General features: G+C 59.0%; 8 protein-coding genes. 5 read left to right on the forward strand and 3 right to left on the reverse strand.

What is annotated here, in order from left to right:
* Positions 1–248 precede the first annotated feature (248 nt).
* On the forward strand, positions 249–9,551 hold the full coding sequence (locus L9H78_RS09080) for a type I polyketide synthase (RefSeq protein WP_249619896.1): 9,303 nt from the start codon (positions 249–251) through the stop codon (positions 9,549–9,551).
* A 355-nt stretch (positions 9,552–9,906) separates the two neighbouring features.
* Here the strand turns inward: L9H78_RS09080 and L9H78_RS09085 are convergent, their stop codons facing one another.
* Entirely contained in the window at positions 9,907–12,312 is a 2,406-nt protein-coding gene (locus tag L9H78_RS09085) for a leucine-rich repeat domain-containing protein (RefSeq protein ID WP_249619897.1), read from the reverse strand.
* A 432-nt stretch (positions 12,313–12,744) separates the two neighbouring features.
* Complete coding sequence (locus L9H78_RS09090; protein ID WP_249619898.1) at positions 12,745–13,194, reverse strand: hypothetical protein; 450 nt, start codon at positions 13,192–13,194, stop codon at positions 12,745–12,747.
* A gap of 179 nt (positions 13,195–13,373) precedes the next feature.
* Here L9H78_RS09090 and L9H78_RS09095 point away from each other — a divergent pair, with 179 nt between their 5' ends.
* Together L9H78_RS09095 and L9H78_RS09100 are read left to right on the forward strand one after the other, a co-directional pair.
* A complete protein-coding gene (locus tag L9H78_RS09095) occupies positions 13,374–14,615 on the forward strand; it encodes an alpha/beta hydrolase (RefSeq protein WP_249619899.1) in 1,242 nt (413 codons plus the stop codon).
* 58 nt (positions 14,616–14,673) lie between these two features.
* Positions 14,674–15,177: a hypothetical protein gene (locus L9H78_RS09100; protein ID WP_249619900.1), complete on the forward strand. Its 504-nt coding sequence runs from the start codon at positions 14,674–14,676 to the stop codon at positions 15,175–15,177.
* A gap of 33 nt (positions 15,178–15,210) precedes the next feature.
* Here the strand turns inward: L9H78_RS09100 and L9H78_RS09105 are convergent, their stop codons facing one another.
* Positions 15,211–16,383, reverse strand: coding sequence for a UDP-N-acetylmuramate dehydrogenase (locus L9H78_RS09105; RefSeq protein ID WP_430622752.1), 1,173 nt, complete (start codon positions 16,381–16,383; stop codon positions 15,211–15,213).
* Between the two features lie 38 nt (positions 16,384–16,421).
* On the opposite strand from L9H78_RS09105, the gene L9H78_RS09110 reads away from it, so the two are divergent.
* Together L9H78_RS09110 and L9H78_RS09115 are read left to right on the forward strand one after the other, a co-directional pair.
* Positions 16,422–16,913: a DUF2505 domain-containing protein gene (locus L9H78_RS09110; RefSeq protein WP_023018875.1), complete on the forward strand. Its 492-nt coding sequence runs from the start codon at positions 16,422–16,424 to the stop codon at positions 16,911–16,913.
* Between the two features lie 29 nt (positions 16,914–16,942).
* Positions 16,943–17,833 (forward strand): LmeA family phospholipid-binding protein, encoded by an 891-nt coding sequence (locus L9H78_RS09115; protein WP_249619901.1) that lies wholly within the window; start codon positions 16,943–16,945, stop codon positions 17,831–17,833.
* Positions 17,834–17,858 lie beyond the last annotated feature (25 nt).

Below are 17,858 nucleotides of genomic sequence, written 5' to 3' on the forward strand. Positions count from 1 at the left end.
TTGCGCTGAGTAATATCCACCTCTCCGGAGCATTTCACGCCCTGGTTCGCCCGTGATAGTGGCCAACCAGGGCGTTTTATTGTGCCACTATGCCGAACGCGCCCATTCAAATCATGGTTTCTAAAACAAAATCATGAGAATTTACTCACATTTGCCGCGAGTTATCCACGTGAGATAACTCGCATGCACTACGGTAACCAAAGACAACATGAACGTTTCCTCATATTTTCTGTAAAGGATGCCACTGCATGTCTTTGACACCGCTTGATTCCATGCGCGCCCCCGCCATCATTTTTGCTGGTCAAGCCTCGGAGTGGGAAAAGCAGCTGCACAACGCCGCTGCCAGCCACCACGCCGTCGGCCGCCTAAACAATTATCTGACCCAAGCCCGCAGCCTGGTCAGCCCTTACGCCCGCACCATCGCTTCCACTGTCCCCGGTGCCATGGAGCGCCTGGAAGAGCTCGTGCACGCAGGTTCCCAAGACACCAGCGCATCCGAACACACCACCAGCTCGAACAATTCCACCAGTTCCAATGACGTATTCCCCGCCGTCAGCGTCCCGGGCATCGTGCTCAGCCAGTTGGCTGCCATTGATCAGCTGCGTGACCTGGGGCTGAACCTTGCAGGTTGCGACCTAGAACAGGGCTCAACACAGAACAACCCAACCACCGCCTTCGGCCACTCCCAGGGCAGCCTCGGCATCGCCGCCATCAAGCACCCGGTCCACGCACTAGCTCTGGCCATCCTGATGGGCACAGCAGCCAACGTCACCCACGGCTCCACCGATTCCCGCTCACACATGCTGCTGATCCGCGACCTCCCGCGCGATGTCGTCGAGCAGTCCCTGAATGGGACCACCACTGGCTCGGCAGCCATATCCGTAGTCAACGGCACCCGCGCTTTCGTTGTCTCGGGCACCCCGGACGAGCTCGCAGCGGTAGAAAATAACGTCGCCGCCCACGCCAGCGCCTATAACGACGCCCTGGAGGCCCGCGAATTCGGAGGCTCAGAACTCACTCCAAACTTCACCTACTTACCGGTCGCGCTGCCTTTCCACCACGACAGCCTCACCGCAGCCGCAGAGCTGACCATCGAGTGGGCCCAGGCTTGCCAGCTGGATCTTGGCGAGACCGATATCGCCACCGTCGTCCGCGACATCCTGGTCCGCCCATTCGACTGGACCGCACAGACCGCCCAGATGGTCGACCAGCACATCAGCCACGCCCTGGTGCTTGACGACGGTCTGGCCAAACTCACCACCCCTCTCGTGGCAGGCACCGGCCTGTCCGTCGTTCCGGCCTGGACGCCGTCGCAACGCGATAACCTCGCTACCCCCGGCGCGCAGTTACCTACTGCCCGCGACTGGTCTGAATTCGCCCCACGCCTGGTCACGCTGCCGGATGGCAAGACGTACACGCAGACGAAGTTCTCTGCACTGACCGGCCTGTCGCCCATCATGCTGGGTGGTATGACCCCGACCACCGTCGACCCAGCTATCGTCGCCGCTGCCGCCAATGCCGGTTTCTGGACGGAGATGGCCGGCGGTGGAATGTATTCCGAAGAGCTGTTTACGGAACTGAAGAATTCGCTGATCCGCCAGCTGCAGCCGGGACGCACCGTGGCGTTTAACACCATGTTCTTCGATCGCTTCATGTGGAACTTGCAGTTTGGCCAAGCACGCATCGTCCCGAAGGCCCGCGCGAACGGCGCACCAATTACCGGTGTCACCATTTCCGCTGGCGTGCCGGAAGCCGACGAGGCCACCGAGCTGCTCGCCCAGCTGCGTGCCGACGGTTTCCCATATATTTCCTTCAAACCAGGCACCACCAAGCAGATCCGCGACATCCTGGCCATCGCTGCCGCCAACCCGGAGCACCAGTTGATTCTGCAGATCGAGGACGGCCACGCCGGCGGCCACCACTCGTGGCTGGATCTGGATGAGATGCTCATCGACACCTACGCCGCTGCCCGCGAGCACGATAACGTCACCATCACCGTCGGCGGTGGCATTTACTCGGCAGAACGTGCCGCGGAATACCTGACCGGTACGTGGTCACAGAAATATTCGCTGCCCCGTATGCCGGTCGACGGCGTGTTCGTCGGCACCGTCGCCATGGCCACCAAAGAAGCCACCACTTCCCCGCAGGTCAAACAGCTGCTCGTCGACACCCCAGGTATCAGCCCGGAGACCAACGGCGGTTGGGTCGGCCGCGGCCGCGCTAACGGTGGTGTGGCCTCTGGTCAGTCGCACCTGCTGGCGGATCTCCACGAAATCGACAACTCTTTCGCCGCTGCGGCCCGGCTGATCACCTCGCTGGATCCAGCTGACTACCAGGATCACCGCGAAGAGATCATCGCCGCATTGGCCAAGACCTCCAAGCCGTATTTCGGTGACGTGGAAACCATGACCTACCAGCAGTGGCTGGAGCGTTTCGTCGACCTGGCCTTTCCGTTCATGGACCCGACCTGGCAGGATCGCTGGTTCGACCTGCTGCATCGCATCGAGGCGCGCCTGCACCCGTCGGATCACGGCGAGATCGACACCCTGTTCCCCGACTTGGATTCCGTCGCCGATGCCCCGGCCAACCTGCGCACCTTGCTCGAGGCCTTCCCGCAGGCTGCCACCACTACCGTCGCAGCGCGCGATGCCGCCTGGTTTGTTTCGCTGAACCACAAGCACAACAAGCCGATGCCATGGACCACCGCCATTGATGGTGACCTGAAAAAGTGGTTCTCCAAAGACACCCTGTGGCAGGCGCAGGAAGATCGTTACGACGCCGATGCCGTGCGCATCATCCCGGGCCCGGTCTCGGTAGCAGGCATTACCAAGGTCGACGAACCCGTCGCCGAGTTGCTGGCCCGGTTCGAAACCGGCACCACCGAGGCTTTGCAGCAAGCTGGCGTGGAAGCAACCAAGCAGTACTCGCGCCTGGGCAACGCCACCACCGCAGAGGAATTTTTGCGCCAGGCCCCAAGCTTGGAATGGCACGGGCACACCATCGCCAACCCAGCCGTGGAGCTGCCAACAGAAGCCTTTGACATCATCAACGACGGCACCGAGGCTGCCCCGCAGTATTCCATCCGCATCAACACCGACTCCTACTGGGATAACCTGCCAGAAGAGCAGCGCCCGTTCTATGTAAAGTCCGTGTCCATCCCTGTCGATCTTTCCGACGCCGTCGCCACCGGTGCCAGCCCGGTCGTGGACCACGATCGTCTGCCACAAGCCGTCTTTGAACTGCTGGCAGGCCTGGCTGGTGTGGGTTCGACCTCCGAATCTGGCGATGAGATCACCGCCCTGCCCACCATCGTGGAAGGTTCAGTCGACGAGCAGTACCCATTCGGCTATGCCGAGGATTCCTTCACCTTGCCTACCACGCTGTTGCAGGCGCACACTGCAGTCACCGGCGCTGGTTTGGGCGACAAGCTCACCACCGCCCCAGGCACCCCGGACGTGTTGGTGGGCCCAGCCTGGCCTGCGATTTATACCGCGCTGGGCTCTGGCCGCATCGGCGAAGAGCACGGCGAGCCTGCTGGTACCGACTACCCAGTCATCGAGGGCCTTCTCAATGCCGTGCACCTGAATCACGTCATTGACCTGCGGGTGCCGCTCCACGAGCTCGCCCGCGGCAACAAGGGCGAGGCCACTGCGCGCCGCATCGACGTCAAATCCTGGTGCTCGGCAATCGACGAATCCAACGCCGGACGCATCGTCACCGTGGAACTGGAATTGCGCGATCACGAATCCGGCGAGTTGGTGGCCACCCAGATGCAGCGCTTCGCCATCCGCGGCCGCGCCACTGGTGCCAGCGTTCCAGCGCCTGCACCGGAATGGGGCGGTGCTGCCCTAGCTGCTGAGGTCGAGCCGACCCCACGCTCCTTCGTCGACCGCGCAACCGTCACGGCGCCGCAGGATATGACCCCATTCGCGCTGGTCTCGGGCGACTACAACCCGATCCACACCTCCACCAACGCGGCTCGCCTGGTTAATCTTGACGACGCCCTAGTGCACGGCATGTGGCTCTCAGCCACCGCCCAGCACTTGGCTAATACCCACGGCACGGTCACCAGCTGGACGTATTCGATGTTCGGCATGGTGCAACTCGGCGACAAGGTGGAAATCACCGCAGAACGCGTCGGACGCGCCGGAATCCACAGTGCTTTAGAAGTCACCTGCCGTATCGATGGCGAAGTCGTCTCCGTCGGCCAGGCGCTGTTGGCGCAACCGGCCACCGCCTACGTCTACCCAGGCCAGGGTGTACAGGCAGAAGGCATGGGCCGTGGCGATCGCAACGCCTCCCCGGCTGCACGTGAGGCCTGGCGTCGCGCGGATCACCACACCCGCACCCAGCATGGTTTTTCCATCCGCCAGATCATCGACGACAACCCGACGGAGCTCAAGGTGCGCGGCACTACCTTCCGTCACCCACAGGGCGTGCTGCACCTGACGCAGTTCACCCAGGTCGCGCTGGCTGTTGTCGCCTATGGTCAGACCGAGCGTTTGCGCGAGAACAACGCGCTGGCTACTGGTGCCATGTACGCCGGCCACTCGTTGGGTGAATACACCGCGCTGGCCTCGCTGGCGAATATCTTCGATTTAGAAGCTGTCATCGACATCGTCTACTCGCGTGGTTCCGCGATGGGCACGTTGGTCGAGCGCGACGAGCACGGTAACTCCAACTACGGGATGGGTGCGCTGCGCCCGAACATGATCGGTGTCAGTGCCGAAGACGTACAGGATTATGTTGCCCAGGTGGCGCAGGAAACCGGTGAGTTCTTGGAGATCGTCAACTACAACATCTCCGGACAGCAGTATTCCATCGCTGGCACCAAGGCTGGCTTGGCGGAATTGGGCAAGCGCGCGACGGCCATCGCCCCGCGTGCCTTCGTGACCGTCCCGGGCATCGATGTGCCGTTCCACTCCCGCGTGCTGCGCGACGGCGTGCCGGCATTCGCAGACAAACTCGACGAGCTGCTACCGGAGACCTTGGACCTGGATGCCCTGGTCGGACGCTATGTGCCGAACCTAGTGGCTCGCCCGTTTGAGCTCACCCAGGATTTCGTGGATGCCACCGCGGCTTTGGCCCCGTCTGGCCGTCTCGACAACATCGACGCTGCCACCATGGAGCCGCAAAAGCTGGCCCGCCTGTTGCTGATCGAGTTGTTGTCCTGGCAGTTTGCTTCGCCGGTGCGCTGGATCGAAACCCAGGAATTGTTGTTTGGTCGCGTCGACCAGATCATCGAGGTCGGCTTGGCGTCATCGCCAACGTTGACCAACTTGGCGCAGCGTTCCATGGCCGTGGCTGGCGTCAGCCTGCCGGTGTACAACGTCGAGCGCGACCAGGATGTGGTCATGCTTTCCGACGTCACCGAGGCGCCAGCCGAGGTGGATGACGAAGATACTGCAAGTAACTCTGCTGCTGCCGACCAAGCCAGCCAGAGCCCGGAGGTCGGCGCCGATGCAGCACGTCCGACGGAAAACCCGGCACCGATGCCGGAGGCGGGTCCTGATAGTGCAGCCGGTGCAGCAGCCGCAAACGCTGCAGCCGCTGCCACCGAGTCAACCGGTGCAGCCGAGTCAGACCCAGCAAACGCGTCGGCAAGCGCCAGCGCTAACACCACTGCTGGAGGCGGCGCCCCGGCCGGCGAGCTCAGCTTCACCGCCGCCGAGGCCATCATGACGCTGTTCGCGTTTTCCAACAAGATCCGCCTAGAGCAGATCAACGATTCCGATACGGTCGAAGAACTCACCAACGGTGTGTCCTCGCGCCGTAACCAGTTGCTCATGGATATGTCCGCTGAGCTGGGCGTTCCAGCCATCGACGGGGCCGCTGATGCTGATGTCGCCACCCTGCGCGGCCGCGTCACCACCGCAGCTCCGGGCTACAGCCCGTTTGGTGCAGTACTCAGCGAGGCCATCGGAGCGCGCCTGCGTCAGCTCACCGGTGCCGCCGGTGCCAAGCCTGCTGCTGTCGGCGAGCGCGTAACCGGCACCTGGGCCCTGCCACAATCCTGGATCGCCCACGTGGAAGCCGAAATTCTGCTGGGCTCGCGCGAAGAAGATTCGGTGCGTGGCGGTTCCCTAGCAACAATCCCAACTTCGGCCAGCTCCAAGGCAGAAGTCAACGAACTAGTCGACGCCGCCGTGCAACAAGTGGCTGCTCGCCACGGTGTGGCAGTCTCGCAAGCAACCGGTGGTTCCGGTGCCGGTGGTGGTTCCGTCGTGGATTCCGCTGCGCTCAACGAATTCGCCGAACAAGTCACCGGCGAAAATGGCGTGCTGGCTACTGCCGCACGCACCGTACTGGCGCAGCTGGGCCTGTCCGAGCCCGCACCAGAGACCCCCGAAACCGATAACACGCTGTTCGAAACCGTCGAGGCAGAGCTGGGTTCCGGCTGGGTCAAGACCGTCACCCCGGTCTTCGATGCCCGCAAGGCCGTGCTTTTCGACGACCGCTGGGCCAGCGCCCGGGAAGATCTCGCGCGCTACGCACTGGGGCAGGCAGATATCGCCCTGGAGCGTTTCCGCGGCACGGGCTCGACCGTCGCCAAGCAAGCCCGCTGGTGGGCAGCCAATGGTGGGCAGGGTGAGCTGGAGACCGTCGCCAAGCTGGCAGAATCTGAGCTGCAGGGCGCCTACGCCGAGGATATTGCGCTGGTTACCGGTGCTGCTCCAGGCTCGATTGCCACTGCACTGATCGCGCGCCTGTTGGAAGGCGGCGCGACCGTCGTCATGACTGCTTCGCGCGTGAGCCAAGCGCGTAAGGAATTTGCCCGCAAGCTGTACGCCGAGCACGCCATTCCAGGTGCTGCGCTGTGGCTGGTACCGGCGAACTTGTCGTCCTACCGCGATGTCGATGCGGTCATCGACTGGATCGGCACTGAGCAGGTGGAATCCGTCGGCAATGAGGTGAAGCTGCTCAAGCCAGCTCTGATCCCAACCCTGGCCTTCCCATTCGCCGCCCCACCGGTGACAGGGTCGCTGGCCGACGCCGGCCCGCAGGCAGAAAACCAAACGCGTTTGCTGTTGTGGTCCGTCGAGCGCACCATCGCGGGATTGGCCGGTTTGGCGCAAGCTGGCGTCGACAAGCGCTGCCATGTGGTGCTTCCTGGTTCGCCGAACCGCGGTGTATTCGGTGGCGACGGCGCTTATGGCGAGGTCAAGGCCGCGCTGGATGCGATTATGAACAAGTGGAAGGTCGAGGCTGGCTGGTCCGACGGTGTCACCCTGGCGCAGGTTCTGATCGGTTGGGTGGCCGGTACGCACCTGATGGCCGGCAACGACGGACTGGTTCCGGCTGTGGAGGCTGCGGGTATCCGGGTCTGGAACCCAGCAGAGATTTCCCACGAGCTGATGGGCTTGGCTTCTGCCGAATCCCGCGCGCAGGCTGCCGAGGCTCCGTTGCACCTGGATCTGACCGGTGGTTTGGGTGACACGCTGAACATGGCCGAGCTGACTGCCCAGGCGGCAGCGAATGCGGAACAAGCCGCCGCGGCCGCAGCAGAGGCAGCAGCCAACGCCCCCGCCGCCCCGGCCACCATCGCTGCCCTGCCAAATATCGCGGTGCCCGCACAGCCGGAGCGTGTGGAAACCGGTGAGATCACCACGGATCTGGATGACATGATCGTCATCGCTGGTGTCGGTGAGGTCTCGTCCTGGGGTTCAGGCCGCACGCGTTTCGAGGCAGAATACGGTATCCAGCGCGATGGCTCCGTGGAGCTAACCGCCGCTGGTGTTCTGGAATTGGCCTGGATGACGGGCCTGGTCAACTGGGCCGAAGACCCAACCCCGGGCTGGTACGACGCCAACGGTGCAGAGGTCGCCGAAGAGGACATCTATGCCCGCTTCCGCGATGAGGTCGTCGCCCGCGCTGGTGTGCGCACCTTGTCGGACAAATACCACCTGCAGGATCAGGGCTCGATCGACTTGGCGACAGTCTTCTTGGACCGCGACATCAGCTTCACCGTGCCAACCGAGGCCCAGGCCCGCGAAATCGAAGCTGCTGACCCAGCCTTTACCCGCGTGGCCGAAGCCGACGGCGAGTGGCAGGTCACCCGCCTGCAGGGCGCTACCGCGAAGGTGCCGCGCAAGGCGACGCTGACCCGCACGGTGGCGGGCCAGATGCCGGATAACTTCGACCCAACACGCTGGGGCATCCCAGAGCACATGGTCGACGCCCTGGACCGCATGGCTGTGTGGAACCTGGTCACCGCCGTCGACGCGTTCATCAGCGCCGGGTTCAGCCCCGCGGAACTGCTGCAATCGATCCACCCGGGCGATATTGCTTCCACCCAAGGCACCGGTATTGGTGGCATGGAATCGCTGCACAAGGTCTTCGTCTCGCGCTTCTTGGACGAGGAGCGCCCGTCGGACATCCTGCAGGAAGCCCTGCCGAACGTGATTGCTGCGCACACCATGCAGTCGCTGGTCGGCGGCTATGGTTCCATGATTCACCCGATCGGTGCGTGCGCGACCTCAGCGGTGTCCATCGAGGAAGGCTGCGACAAGATCAAGCTGGGCAAAGCCGATGTGGTGGTTGCCGGTGGTATCGACGACGTGCAGGTGGAATCGCTAGCCGGCTTCGGTGATATGAATGCCACCGCGGAGACGAAGAAGATGACCGACCAGGGCATCGATGAGCGTTTCATCTCGCGTGCGAATGACCGCCGCCGCGGTGGCTTCCTGGAGGCCGAAGGTGGCGGAACCGTGCTGCTGGTGCGTGGTTCGCTGGCGCGGGAGCTGGGCTTGCCGGTGTATGCGGTGGTTGCGCATGCGGCATCGTATGCCGATGGTGCTCACACCTCGATCCCTGCTCCGGGCTTGGGTGCTTTGGGCGCTGGCCGGGGCCGCGAGAATTCGCGCCTGGCGAAGTCGCTGCGTGGGCTGGGCTTGCACCCGAATGACGTGACGGTGGTGTCCAAGCACGATACGTCTACCAACGCCAACGACCCGAACGAGTCCGAGCTGCATTCCATGCTGTGGCCAGCCATTGGCCGCGATGCTGATGCGCCACTGTTTGTGATTTCGCAGAAGTCGCTGACGGGCCACTCCAAGGCTGGTGCCGCACTGTTCCAGACCGGTGGGTTGATCGATGTCTTCCGCACGGGCCGGGTGCCGCACAATGCGGCGTTGGATTGCGTGGATCCGCTGATCGAGCCGAAGGCGAAGAACCTGGTGTGGCTGCGCGACGGCGTTTCGCTTGCCGACGCCGGGCGCCCGGTGAAAGCCGCTGTGTTGACCTCGCTCGGCTTCGGTCACGTTGGTGCCGTGGTGGTCTATGGCCACCCGGGTGTTTTCGAAGCTGCGGTGGCCGCGCAGTTCGGCGAGGATGCTGCTGGTGCTTGGCGCGAGCAGGCGAATGCTCGTCTGGCTGCTGGTGCCGCGCATCGCGAGGCTGGCATGATTGGCCGCCGTGCGTTGTTCAGTGTGATTGAGGGCCGTCGCTTGCCGGAGCGGGGTTCGAAGGAAGCGGAGATCGCACTGCTGCTTGACGAGGATGCTCGCTTGGGTGCTGACGGCACTTATCCGGTCCCTGGTGCGTCCGGATAGGCTGCTGTGGCTGGAGGTCTGGCAGAATGATCTAGTCCTGGGGTAACCGGTAACTCTCAAGCCGGTTAGCCAGGGGCCTAGCACTCAGCGAGGTTTTGCGATTCTGTAATTCCGGGGCAGTCTCCGCTGCTCGCGTCCGGCAACAATTAGCAAGGGTTCGTCCGGTTTTCAGTTCTGCGGATTAGCTGGACGGACCCTTTTCTTATTCTGCACGGCACCGCCCAACCTGCAAGGGTTTCTGGAACGCATTAGTTTTGGGTTAGTAGACAATATGGAAAAGTCCAGATTTCACCTCCTTGCGGACGAAGCAAAATCTGGACAATTCATCGAGGCTTCAGCTTACTCTGCTGCCTCACTATATAGTGTGGTCCAAGACTCCTTTATCTCGCAACTGTTTAACTTTCGGGTCAGATTCCTTTATTCCAGGATTACCCCCGATTGTGACGCTCTCCAGCGAGGGTAACTCGAGTAGAAAATCCGGGAATTCGAGCAGATTATTCGAGTAAAGCTGTACCCGTCCCAAATTAGTCAATTCGTTTGGCTCCAGGGTCAACGAGCTCAATGCAGAATTGTTTGTTATTCGAAGCTCTCGCAATTCCCTGAGACTTCCAAGCTCCGGCGCAATACTTCGCAGAGCCTTATTATTCCAGATGGATAAAGTTCGCAGGTTTCGTGCCTGCGCAAGCGACGATGGGATTTCGCGAAGAGAATGGTTATGGGAAATGCTTAGTTGGGACAGTGCCGGAATGTTTAGATTACCTTTTGGTAAATTACGCAGACCTGTGTCATCTATCTCCATAATGCCCAATGCAGGGAGATTCCAATCTTCGGGCAGAGCCTTCAGTAGTGGATTGTGTTTGATTTTCAGGTCGTTAAGACGCGTTTGGTCGAAAATCTTCGGAGGAAGGTTTTGTATCGGCCCTTCCAAACCCACCTCTTTTAAACCATCCCCATTTGCAATATCTTGAGGCACCTCTAACTCCGGGTTAGTACATAACGGACTTCCATGGGTGATGTGCAATTCCTTTAAATTCGGAAATCCTCCACCCGAAGAGTCTATTTTTACCCTACACCCATTTGAGACATTAAAAGCAAATCTGTCTAGGTTTTCCAATCGGGATAGATCCGGAATATAGACGTCATCTTGAGTAGTGTCCACGTCCAAACTTCGGAGTTCTTTTGCATATTGCAATCCCTCCAAAGAGAGTTGGGGAGTCGCTTTATAATAGCCTCTTTTTAAACCAATAAATTGAATTTTTGCAATTTCATCCGCAGAAATTGGATTATCCCTAAGCTCCTCAGGTTTGCCTAAAAGACCGTTCAAATAGGACCGCAAGTAAGGATCCGGAACCACATCATTAAGATCTTCTTCAGTTTCTCCTGAGATTGGCGGCTTATTCGCACAGAGATTTCCACTCTTATACAACGCAATCTTCTCTCCGCCAATGCTATGCCTCCAAGACGGGCCACCAGGGATTTCAGCTTTAAATCGAGCTGTCGGATACAAGTCAGCATTAATAACACACCGTGGGGATTGGTGAGGATGCACTTGAACATCGAATGTTGTATTGATCCGACCCTCACCAGTGGTGTTCAGCACATTATAAAAGCTCAAATCATTCGATGCCACAAGATTCGCTTCCAGGCGAGACTTCGCGGTGATATTCGGCTCAGCTATGCCAACCAGATCAAACCACTTGTCGTTCACCGGCGAAAAATTACCGTTTGCATATTGCATACCGGTCCTGGTGCCAGCATTTAACCGAGGCTTGTAATCAAATTTACCTTCAGCATCGACTCCACCATCGAGCATAATTTTCGCGGTGTTTTGCAAATACACCGGCACCGGACCAAGCATGATGATGTAGGTGGTTGGCTGAGAAGCAACATTCACACGGAATTTTTCCTGAATAGCACGACTAGCAGCCAAATCAAGGCGACCATCCATATTCGTATTCAGCGTAACGGAAGCATGATTCACACCCCCTAATAAAGAAATATCAAGCTTCAATTTGGCATCAATAGCATAGCCACCAATAAGCTCACCATCTTTCAGTCCCGGAACCCTTTTCTTGATGTCTGCCCGGAATCCACGTCCCGCAATACTTCTCGTAGCATCGATGCTAGCGCGTGAAGCAATGCCGTTTTCACGAGGTTGCAGTTTTTCTGAATCAACTTCAGACAAATCAAATAATTCTACTGCATCATCATCAGTGGTTGCCTGTGAATCTAGGGGCACGGCATCAAATTCGACCAGCCCATGAGTATCTTCAACAACATCTTGCAGGGTGGCTTCTTCCGTGATCACTTGGCTAGTTCCATCATCACTAGCCTTAATGGAAGTGACCTTGACCAAGGCACCGTTAGGCACGCCTTCTGCAGGTGGTACAGACAACACTGTACCTTCAACGAGCTCCTGTTCTTCAACTACCTGCTGCGAGACCGTGTGCGTACCTGCAACAACAATTCCCTCCGGGCCAGACAGAATTGCCTGTGCTTCTTCAATCTCCACACCTTTTGCCTGTGGATTTACTTTCACGTCGTCCGGGAAGCTTTCGCCTCCATCTGCAGGCGGATCTGTTGGCACCAGCTGCTCTTCGTCATCAGGTTTAGGCGCAGGAGCCGGATCCTGTTCCGCAGGTGGGTTCTGCGGCTTCGGTACCGATGGGTTCGGCACTGCAGGGTTTGGTGCCGGAGGATTACCAGGCTGTGGCTTATTCTGCCGGCCATCATCGAAAGAAGAGCCGATGCTGCTATGCAAATTGAAAGAACTTTGCGCTAGAGCTTCGCCCCCCCCCTGTAAATAACATTGCGCTCAGCGCGACCATCGCACTTATACGCAACCGTTTACGGATGCTTGTCATTGAACTTCTTTCTCTCAAAACCGTGTGGATTCCGCTCATCCAGGTGAAGTTGCGGCATCTATGTCCCAAACCATAGAAGCTGGCCGAAACATGGATATGACCTGCCAATATGGTTCTCAATTTTAAGAATATTCAGTGCCATAATCCCCAGCAAGTTTTCGCATTAAAATCACTGCCCCCAAAAATAAGGGATGGATAAATCAACCAACACCAGGGACTTGAACTAGCCCAGGCGCGGTCTTGAAAATTCCAGCTACCACTCATCACGACACCTCATGACAGCGCAAAACAGAGAAGTTGCTGCTCAACGGGTAGCCAATTAATTGCTACTAGAGATCTTTCTCCTCATGAAGCCGCTTCACAAACTGCTGTGGCCGGTCCACCGTCACCCGGTAGGTTTTGCCATCTGTCATCTCCAGCGCCAAGTTCGCCGCGCCCGCGTGCATGGACAATGCACCTCCGACGAAGTGCACGCCGAAGGTATTACGTTCCAATGGCAAAGGATCCTGTGGAATAGCAGCTTCCTTGATATCTGCGAAGTTGCAGGTTTTTACAGGGACCCACAGGACTTTGATTTTTAGCGTCTGCTGCTTCTGGTCTAACTGAGTGTCGATATGGAACAACACGACGATTGTCGTCACGATGACGATGGGAAACGCCATCCAACTCATCATGAGAAAAAACCAGATGGTGATCGCTACTGTCACTGCAATCAAAACCCAGCGAGCAGCGTTGTATCCAAAAACTTGTGAATGTAGACGAGATTGTTGATTCGCCATAGGGGGTTACACCTCCGAGGTTAAAGCGTCACATAAACCTAGAGTACCCAGATACTTGCGAAAGCTTTTGGGATTCTACATTTCTCGGCGACCCCATTTATGATGTCTCCAAAGCTCATCGGCTCACACGCCACGTAGCCGCGAGATCTCCCCATTCGACTTATCCTTCTGGAGCCCCCATGCCATCTTCGTTATCCCGGCGCGCAGCCGCGCTTGCTCTGACTGCGGCATTCAGCCTGCCTGCAGTCGCTGCTGTCTCGTCTGCCGTGGCCACCCCACAAGCACACGCGCAACAGTTTTCCAGCGAAACCAGCTCCCGGATCGCTTTCGATGGTTCTTCCGCGCCAATGGCGGAATGGTCCAAAGACCCAGCCGTACAGGGACATGTGCTAAATGTTCTTCAATTTTTCCAGAACCACACCCCCTGGCATCAACTGCCGATGTGGAACCTATGGGGCGAGCAAACCCCCTACACCATCGACAAGGAGCAGGATTTTGCACAGCCGCGCCTGATCCACCGCGAAGCAGATGAGCGCTTCGCTGTCGAACGTCTCTACGTGGAGTCCCCGGCAATGCGCCGCGTCGTCCAGGTGCAAGTGCAGTACCCGAAGGACCGCGACACAGCCGCACCGATGCTGTATCTTCTCGACGGCGTGTCAGCCCCGCGTCAGTCCGGATGGCTGCGAAAAGGCGACGTGCAAGGAACCATGGCGAATGAACACGTCACCACGATCATGCCCGTCGAGGCTGGTGGCACCAACTACACAGATTGGAACGCCACCGACCCATATTTGGGCCGCGCGAAGTGGGAGACTTTCCTGACTCAGGAACTACCCGGCGTGATGGAACAACAAACCGGAATCCCGTTTAACGGTGAGCGCTATATTGGCGGTTTGTCCATGGGTGGTTCGGCTGCCGTCCGTCTGGCCAATCTGTACCCACAGCTGTATTCCGGTACTTTCTCGGTTTCGGGCTGCTATTCGTCGATAAGCACTGCTGGTCGTGCTTATTTCGACCTGGCAGCGCTTGTCATGGGTGGCAACCCAGAGCTGATGTGGGGCCCGGGCAACACCCCGGAGCGCCTGCGTAACGACGTCGTCTCGGACCCAAAGGGTATCGCCAGCATGCCGGTCTATATCTATTCCGCCAATGGCTACGCCACTGAACATGATATTGAGCTGGCCCGCCCCGAGGGCATTCCGACGTTCTTCGGCAATATCACGCTGGAAAAACTCACGAACCAATGCACCGCAGAATTGGAGCACTCATTGCAGGAAAAGGGCCTGATGCACGAGCGCATTGAGTTCGACCACGCAGCAACCGGCATCCACGACTGGCCGTATTACAAGCAACAGCTCCCCGTGGCCTGGGCCAGCGTAACCCAAGGCAAATACACCTACCCGAACCAAGCAGAAAATTAGCGCCGATGATTTCGGCACTTCTGATCGGATATATGAGCTGCAGTTATACTAGGCGGGCATGAAACTTTCACGTACTTTCACTGCCCTGGCCGCGACCTCCATGCTTACCTTGGCAGCATGCTCGAACGCCGCGGACAGCGCCGATGAGACCGTTAATAGCGCTAGTGAGCAAGCCTCGAGCGCGGTTGAATCCACTACTGACGCCGCAAGCAGCGCGGCCAACGAAGCAAAAGATGCCGCTTCGGACGCAACCGACCAGAAATATCCGGACATCCTGGAAGCCGAATTATCCGGTTCCGATGGCGAATACCGCATCGCTGTTACGGTGTCCTCGCCCTATGATTCCCCGGAGCGCTACGCCGACGGCTGGCGCGTGCTCGACGAAGACGGCACCGTGTTAGCCGAACACGAACTCGGCCACGACCACGCCAACGAGCAGCCATTTACTCGCTCCCGCGGCCCCTTCGAAATCCCGGACAACGTCAAGGAGGTCACCGTCGAAGGCCACGACCAAGAACATGGCTACGGCGGCAAAACCGTCACCATCGAAGTCCCACGCTAGCCAGTTGCGCGCAGTCTTTCGCCACGATGGTGGCTAGATTTCCAGCCCGATCCACAACGGTTCTGGCTCAAGCTGTACCCCAAATTTTTCCTGCACCCCGGCGCGCACATCACGGGCTAGCTTGACGACGTCCGCAGCCCGCGCCGCACCACGGTTGGTCAGGGCCAGGGTGTGCTTCGTCGACAAGCGCGCTGGGGCATCCGCACCCGGGTAGCCTTTGGCAAAACCGGCGCGATCAATCAGCCAGGCGGCAGACAGCTTCACCATTGCTTCTGCGGCTCCATCGGAACCCCCAGTATCAGACCCCTCAGTGGCCATGCTGCCTGCAGCCACCGGGAAACGGGGCATGCCCGCTGCTTCGTCGGCACCCAGCTCTGCGGCAACGACCTGGGTGATCTCGTCGGCAAGCGTCTCCGGCACTACCGGGTTGGTAAAAAACGAACCCGCCGACCACGTATCGTGATCTTCTGGATCATGCACCATTCCCTTGGAACGACGCAGGCCCAGCACCTCCTCGCGCACCTCCGCCGGATCGCGACGCTGTCCCGGCTCGCCCGCCAGCTGGCCAAAACGCAACGGCGCTGACAAACCATCAGTGCGCAGCTGGAACTCCACGGCCAGCACCACCCCACGAGCGGTGAATTTCAAATTGGAATAGCGATACGCCAAATCCAGCGCACTGGCAGGCACCCATTCAACCGCACCAGTCGAGCGGTCCAGTAACTGCACGCGGGTAAGCACATCCGCGATCTCCGCACCATAAGCGCCAACGTTTTGCACCGGGGTGGCACCGGCAGAACCCGGAATACCTGATAAGCACTCCAAGCCGCCAAGCCCCGCATTGATGCTGGCAGCGACGACCTCATCCCAGACAGCACCCGGACCCGCGCGCAACACACCAGTGCTGGCGTCGATCTCCAGGTGGTCATCGCCCATAATCACCGCGACCACATCCAGCGGCTCGTCGGTCACCAGCAAATTGGAACCGCCGCCGACAATCAGCAGCTCCACCCCGGCAGCATCCAGGGCACGGACTACCGCCGCGGCGGCCTCACCAGTCGCGGCTCGCACGGCAGCCCGCGGGGCACCACCCAGGTGAAACGTCGTCAACTGAGAAAATTCCACGCCATCGACGCGTTCGAGCGCCCCGGCGTCGGCAAGCGTGCGCAACTCCGGGGTATCCAAGGCCGTATTTGCTTGAGTCATAAAATCATTCATCACTATCACAGGGTAGTCTGTAGGGCATGTCTACCCGTAGCGAAAACACAGTGACCATCAATCACTCCGCCGAAAAAGTCCACCAGGCGTTGACCAACGAAAAGTACTGGGCTTATATCGCCGAAAACCTTTCGCCAGAACCAGGCGAGCTCAACGAGTTCTCCAACAACGAAGCCACCCTGTTCGAGCTGCTTCCCGTCACCATCCTGCCGGAGGCCGTCCGCGCGATGGTCTCGCAGTCGCTGAAGGTTAAGCGCACCGTCAAAGTTGGCGCGCTTGCCGACGACAAAGCAGAGCTTTCCTACAACGCCGACGTCAAGGGCACCCCGGTCGATTTCAAAGGCACCGTTCAGCTGGCAGGCCAAGGTGAAACCACCACCCTGAGCTACACCAACGACGTTTCCGTCAACATCCCAATGATGGGCGCAGCTATCGAGCCCAAGGTTGGCGAAGCACTAGAAGAGCTCTTCGACAACGAAGGCCAGCTGACCGAAAAGTGGATTAACGAAAACCTCTAAGCCAGGCCGTCTCACGCTAGACTGTGCCTATGCCTTCTAGCTCTCAAGCCCCAGTCAGCTCTAAAGCACAATCATCCGCCGCAACTGCCTGGAAAATCATCGTCGCCGTCTTGGTGGCGGTGCTGATCCTGGTGTTGCTGGCGGAATTTGGCGCGCGTTATTTCATTGGTCAACAACTGCGCGCAAGCTTCCGTGAAGACATCGAGGCCCAAGGCATTGAGATGACCGAAGACCCAGAAGTCTCCTTCGGCTCCAGCCCAGTGCTGTTCGGCCTGGTCGGTGGGAAGCTCAGCGAAGTCAACATCGATACCCCATCCACGCTGCAGCAGGATGCCGAGGGCAACTACAAAGGTATGCCCGCCTCGCACGTGCACATGGAATCCATGGCACTTGAATCTGGGGAAGCAGAATTCCTGCGCACCCGTTCGGAGCTTCCCGACGAGTACCTCACTCACACCATCCAAGAGGGACTGCGGGAGCAACTCGGCGGCGCCGCATTTTTGGGTGAACTCGTGGTCTCCGATATTTCAACGGATCACGAAGCCGGTACCATCACCGTGAAGTTTCTGTCCGGCGCTGCGAATCTGACGCTACGCCCACTGGTGGGGGACAACGGAAATGTCTCTTTCGATGCTTCTGAAGCAAAAATCCTGGGCTTTTCACTCCCGGAAGGCGCCGCTGACGGTATCGCGAATTCCTTGAACCAAAACCTGCGCGAGGCTACCGGTGGCCAATTGGATATCACTGCAATTGAATTCAATGACCACGGTTTGGTAATCACCCTGGAGGGTCGCAACGTGAATCCTTCGGATATGAGCAAAGAGCTCAACGCAACGCCGGGGGCCAATCCTGGTGGTGCGGGCAAGGGCGCTGAACAGGGTGCCGGAGCAAATTCGACGGCACTAGTCCATAAAAGTTAGGTAGATGCATTGTTAGGCTTGTTTT

The organism is Corynebacterium pseudodiphtheriticum (genome assembly GCF_023509295.1).
GTDB classification, from domain to species: domain Bacteria; phylum Actinomycetota; class Actinomycetes; order Mycobacteriales; family Mycobacteriaceae; genus Corynebacterium; species Corynebacterium pseudodiphtheriticum.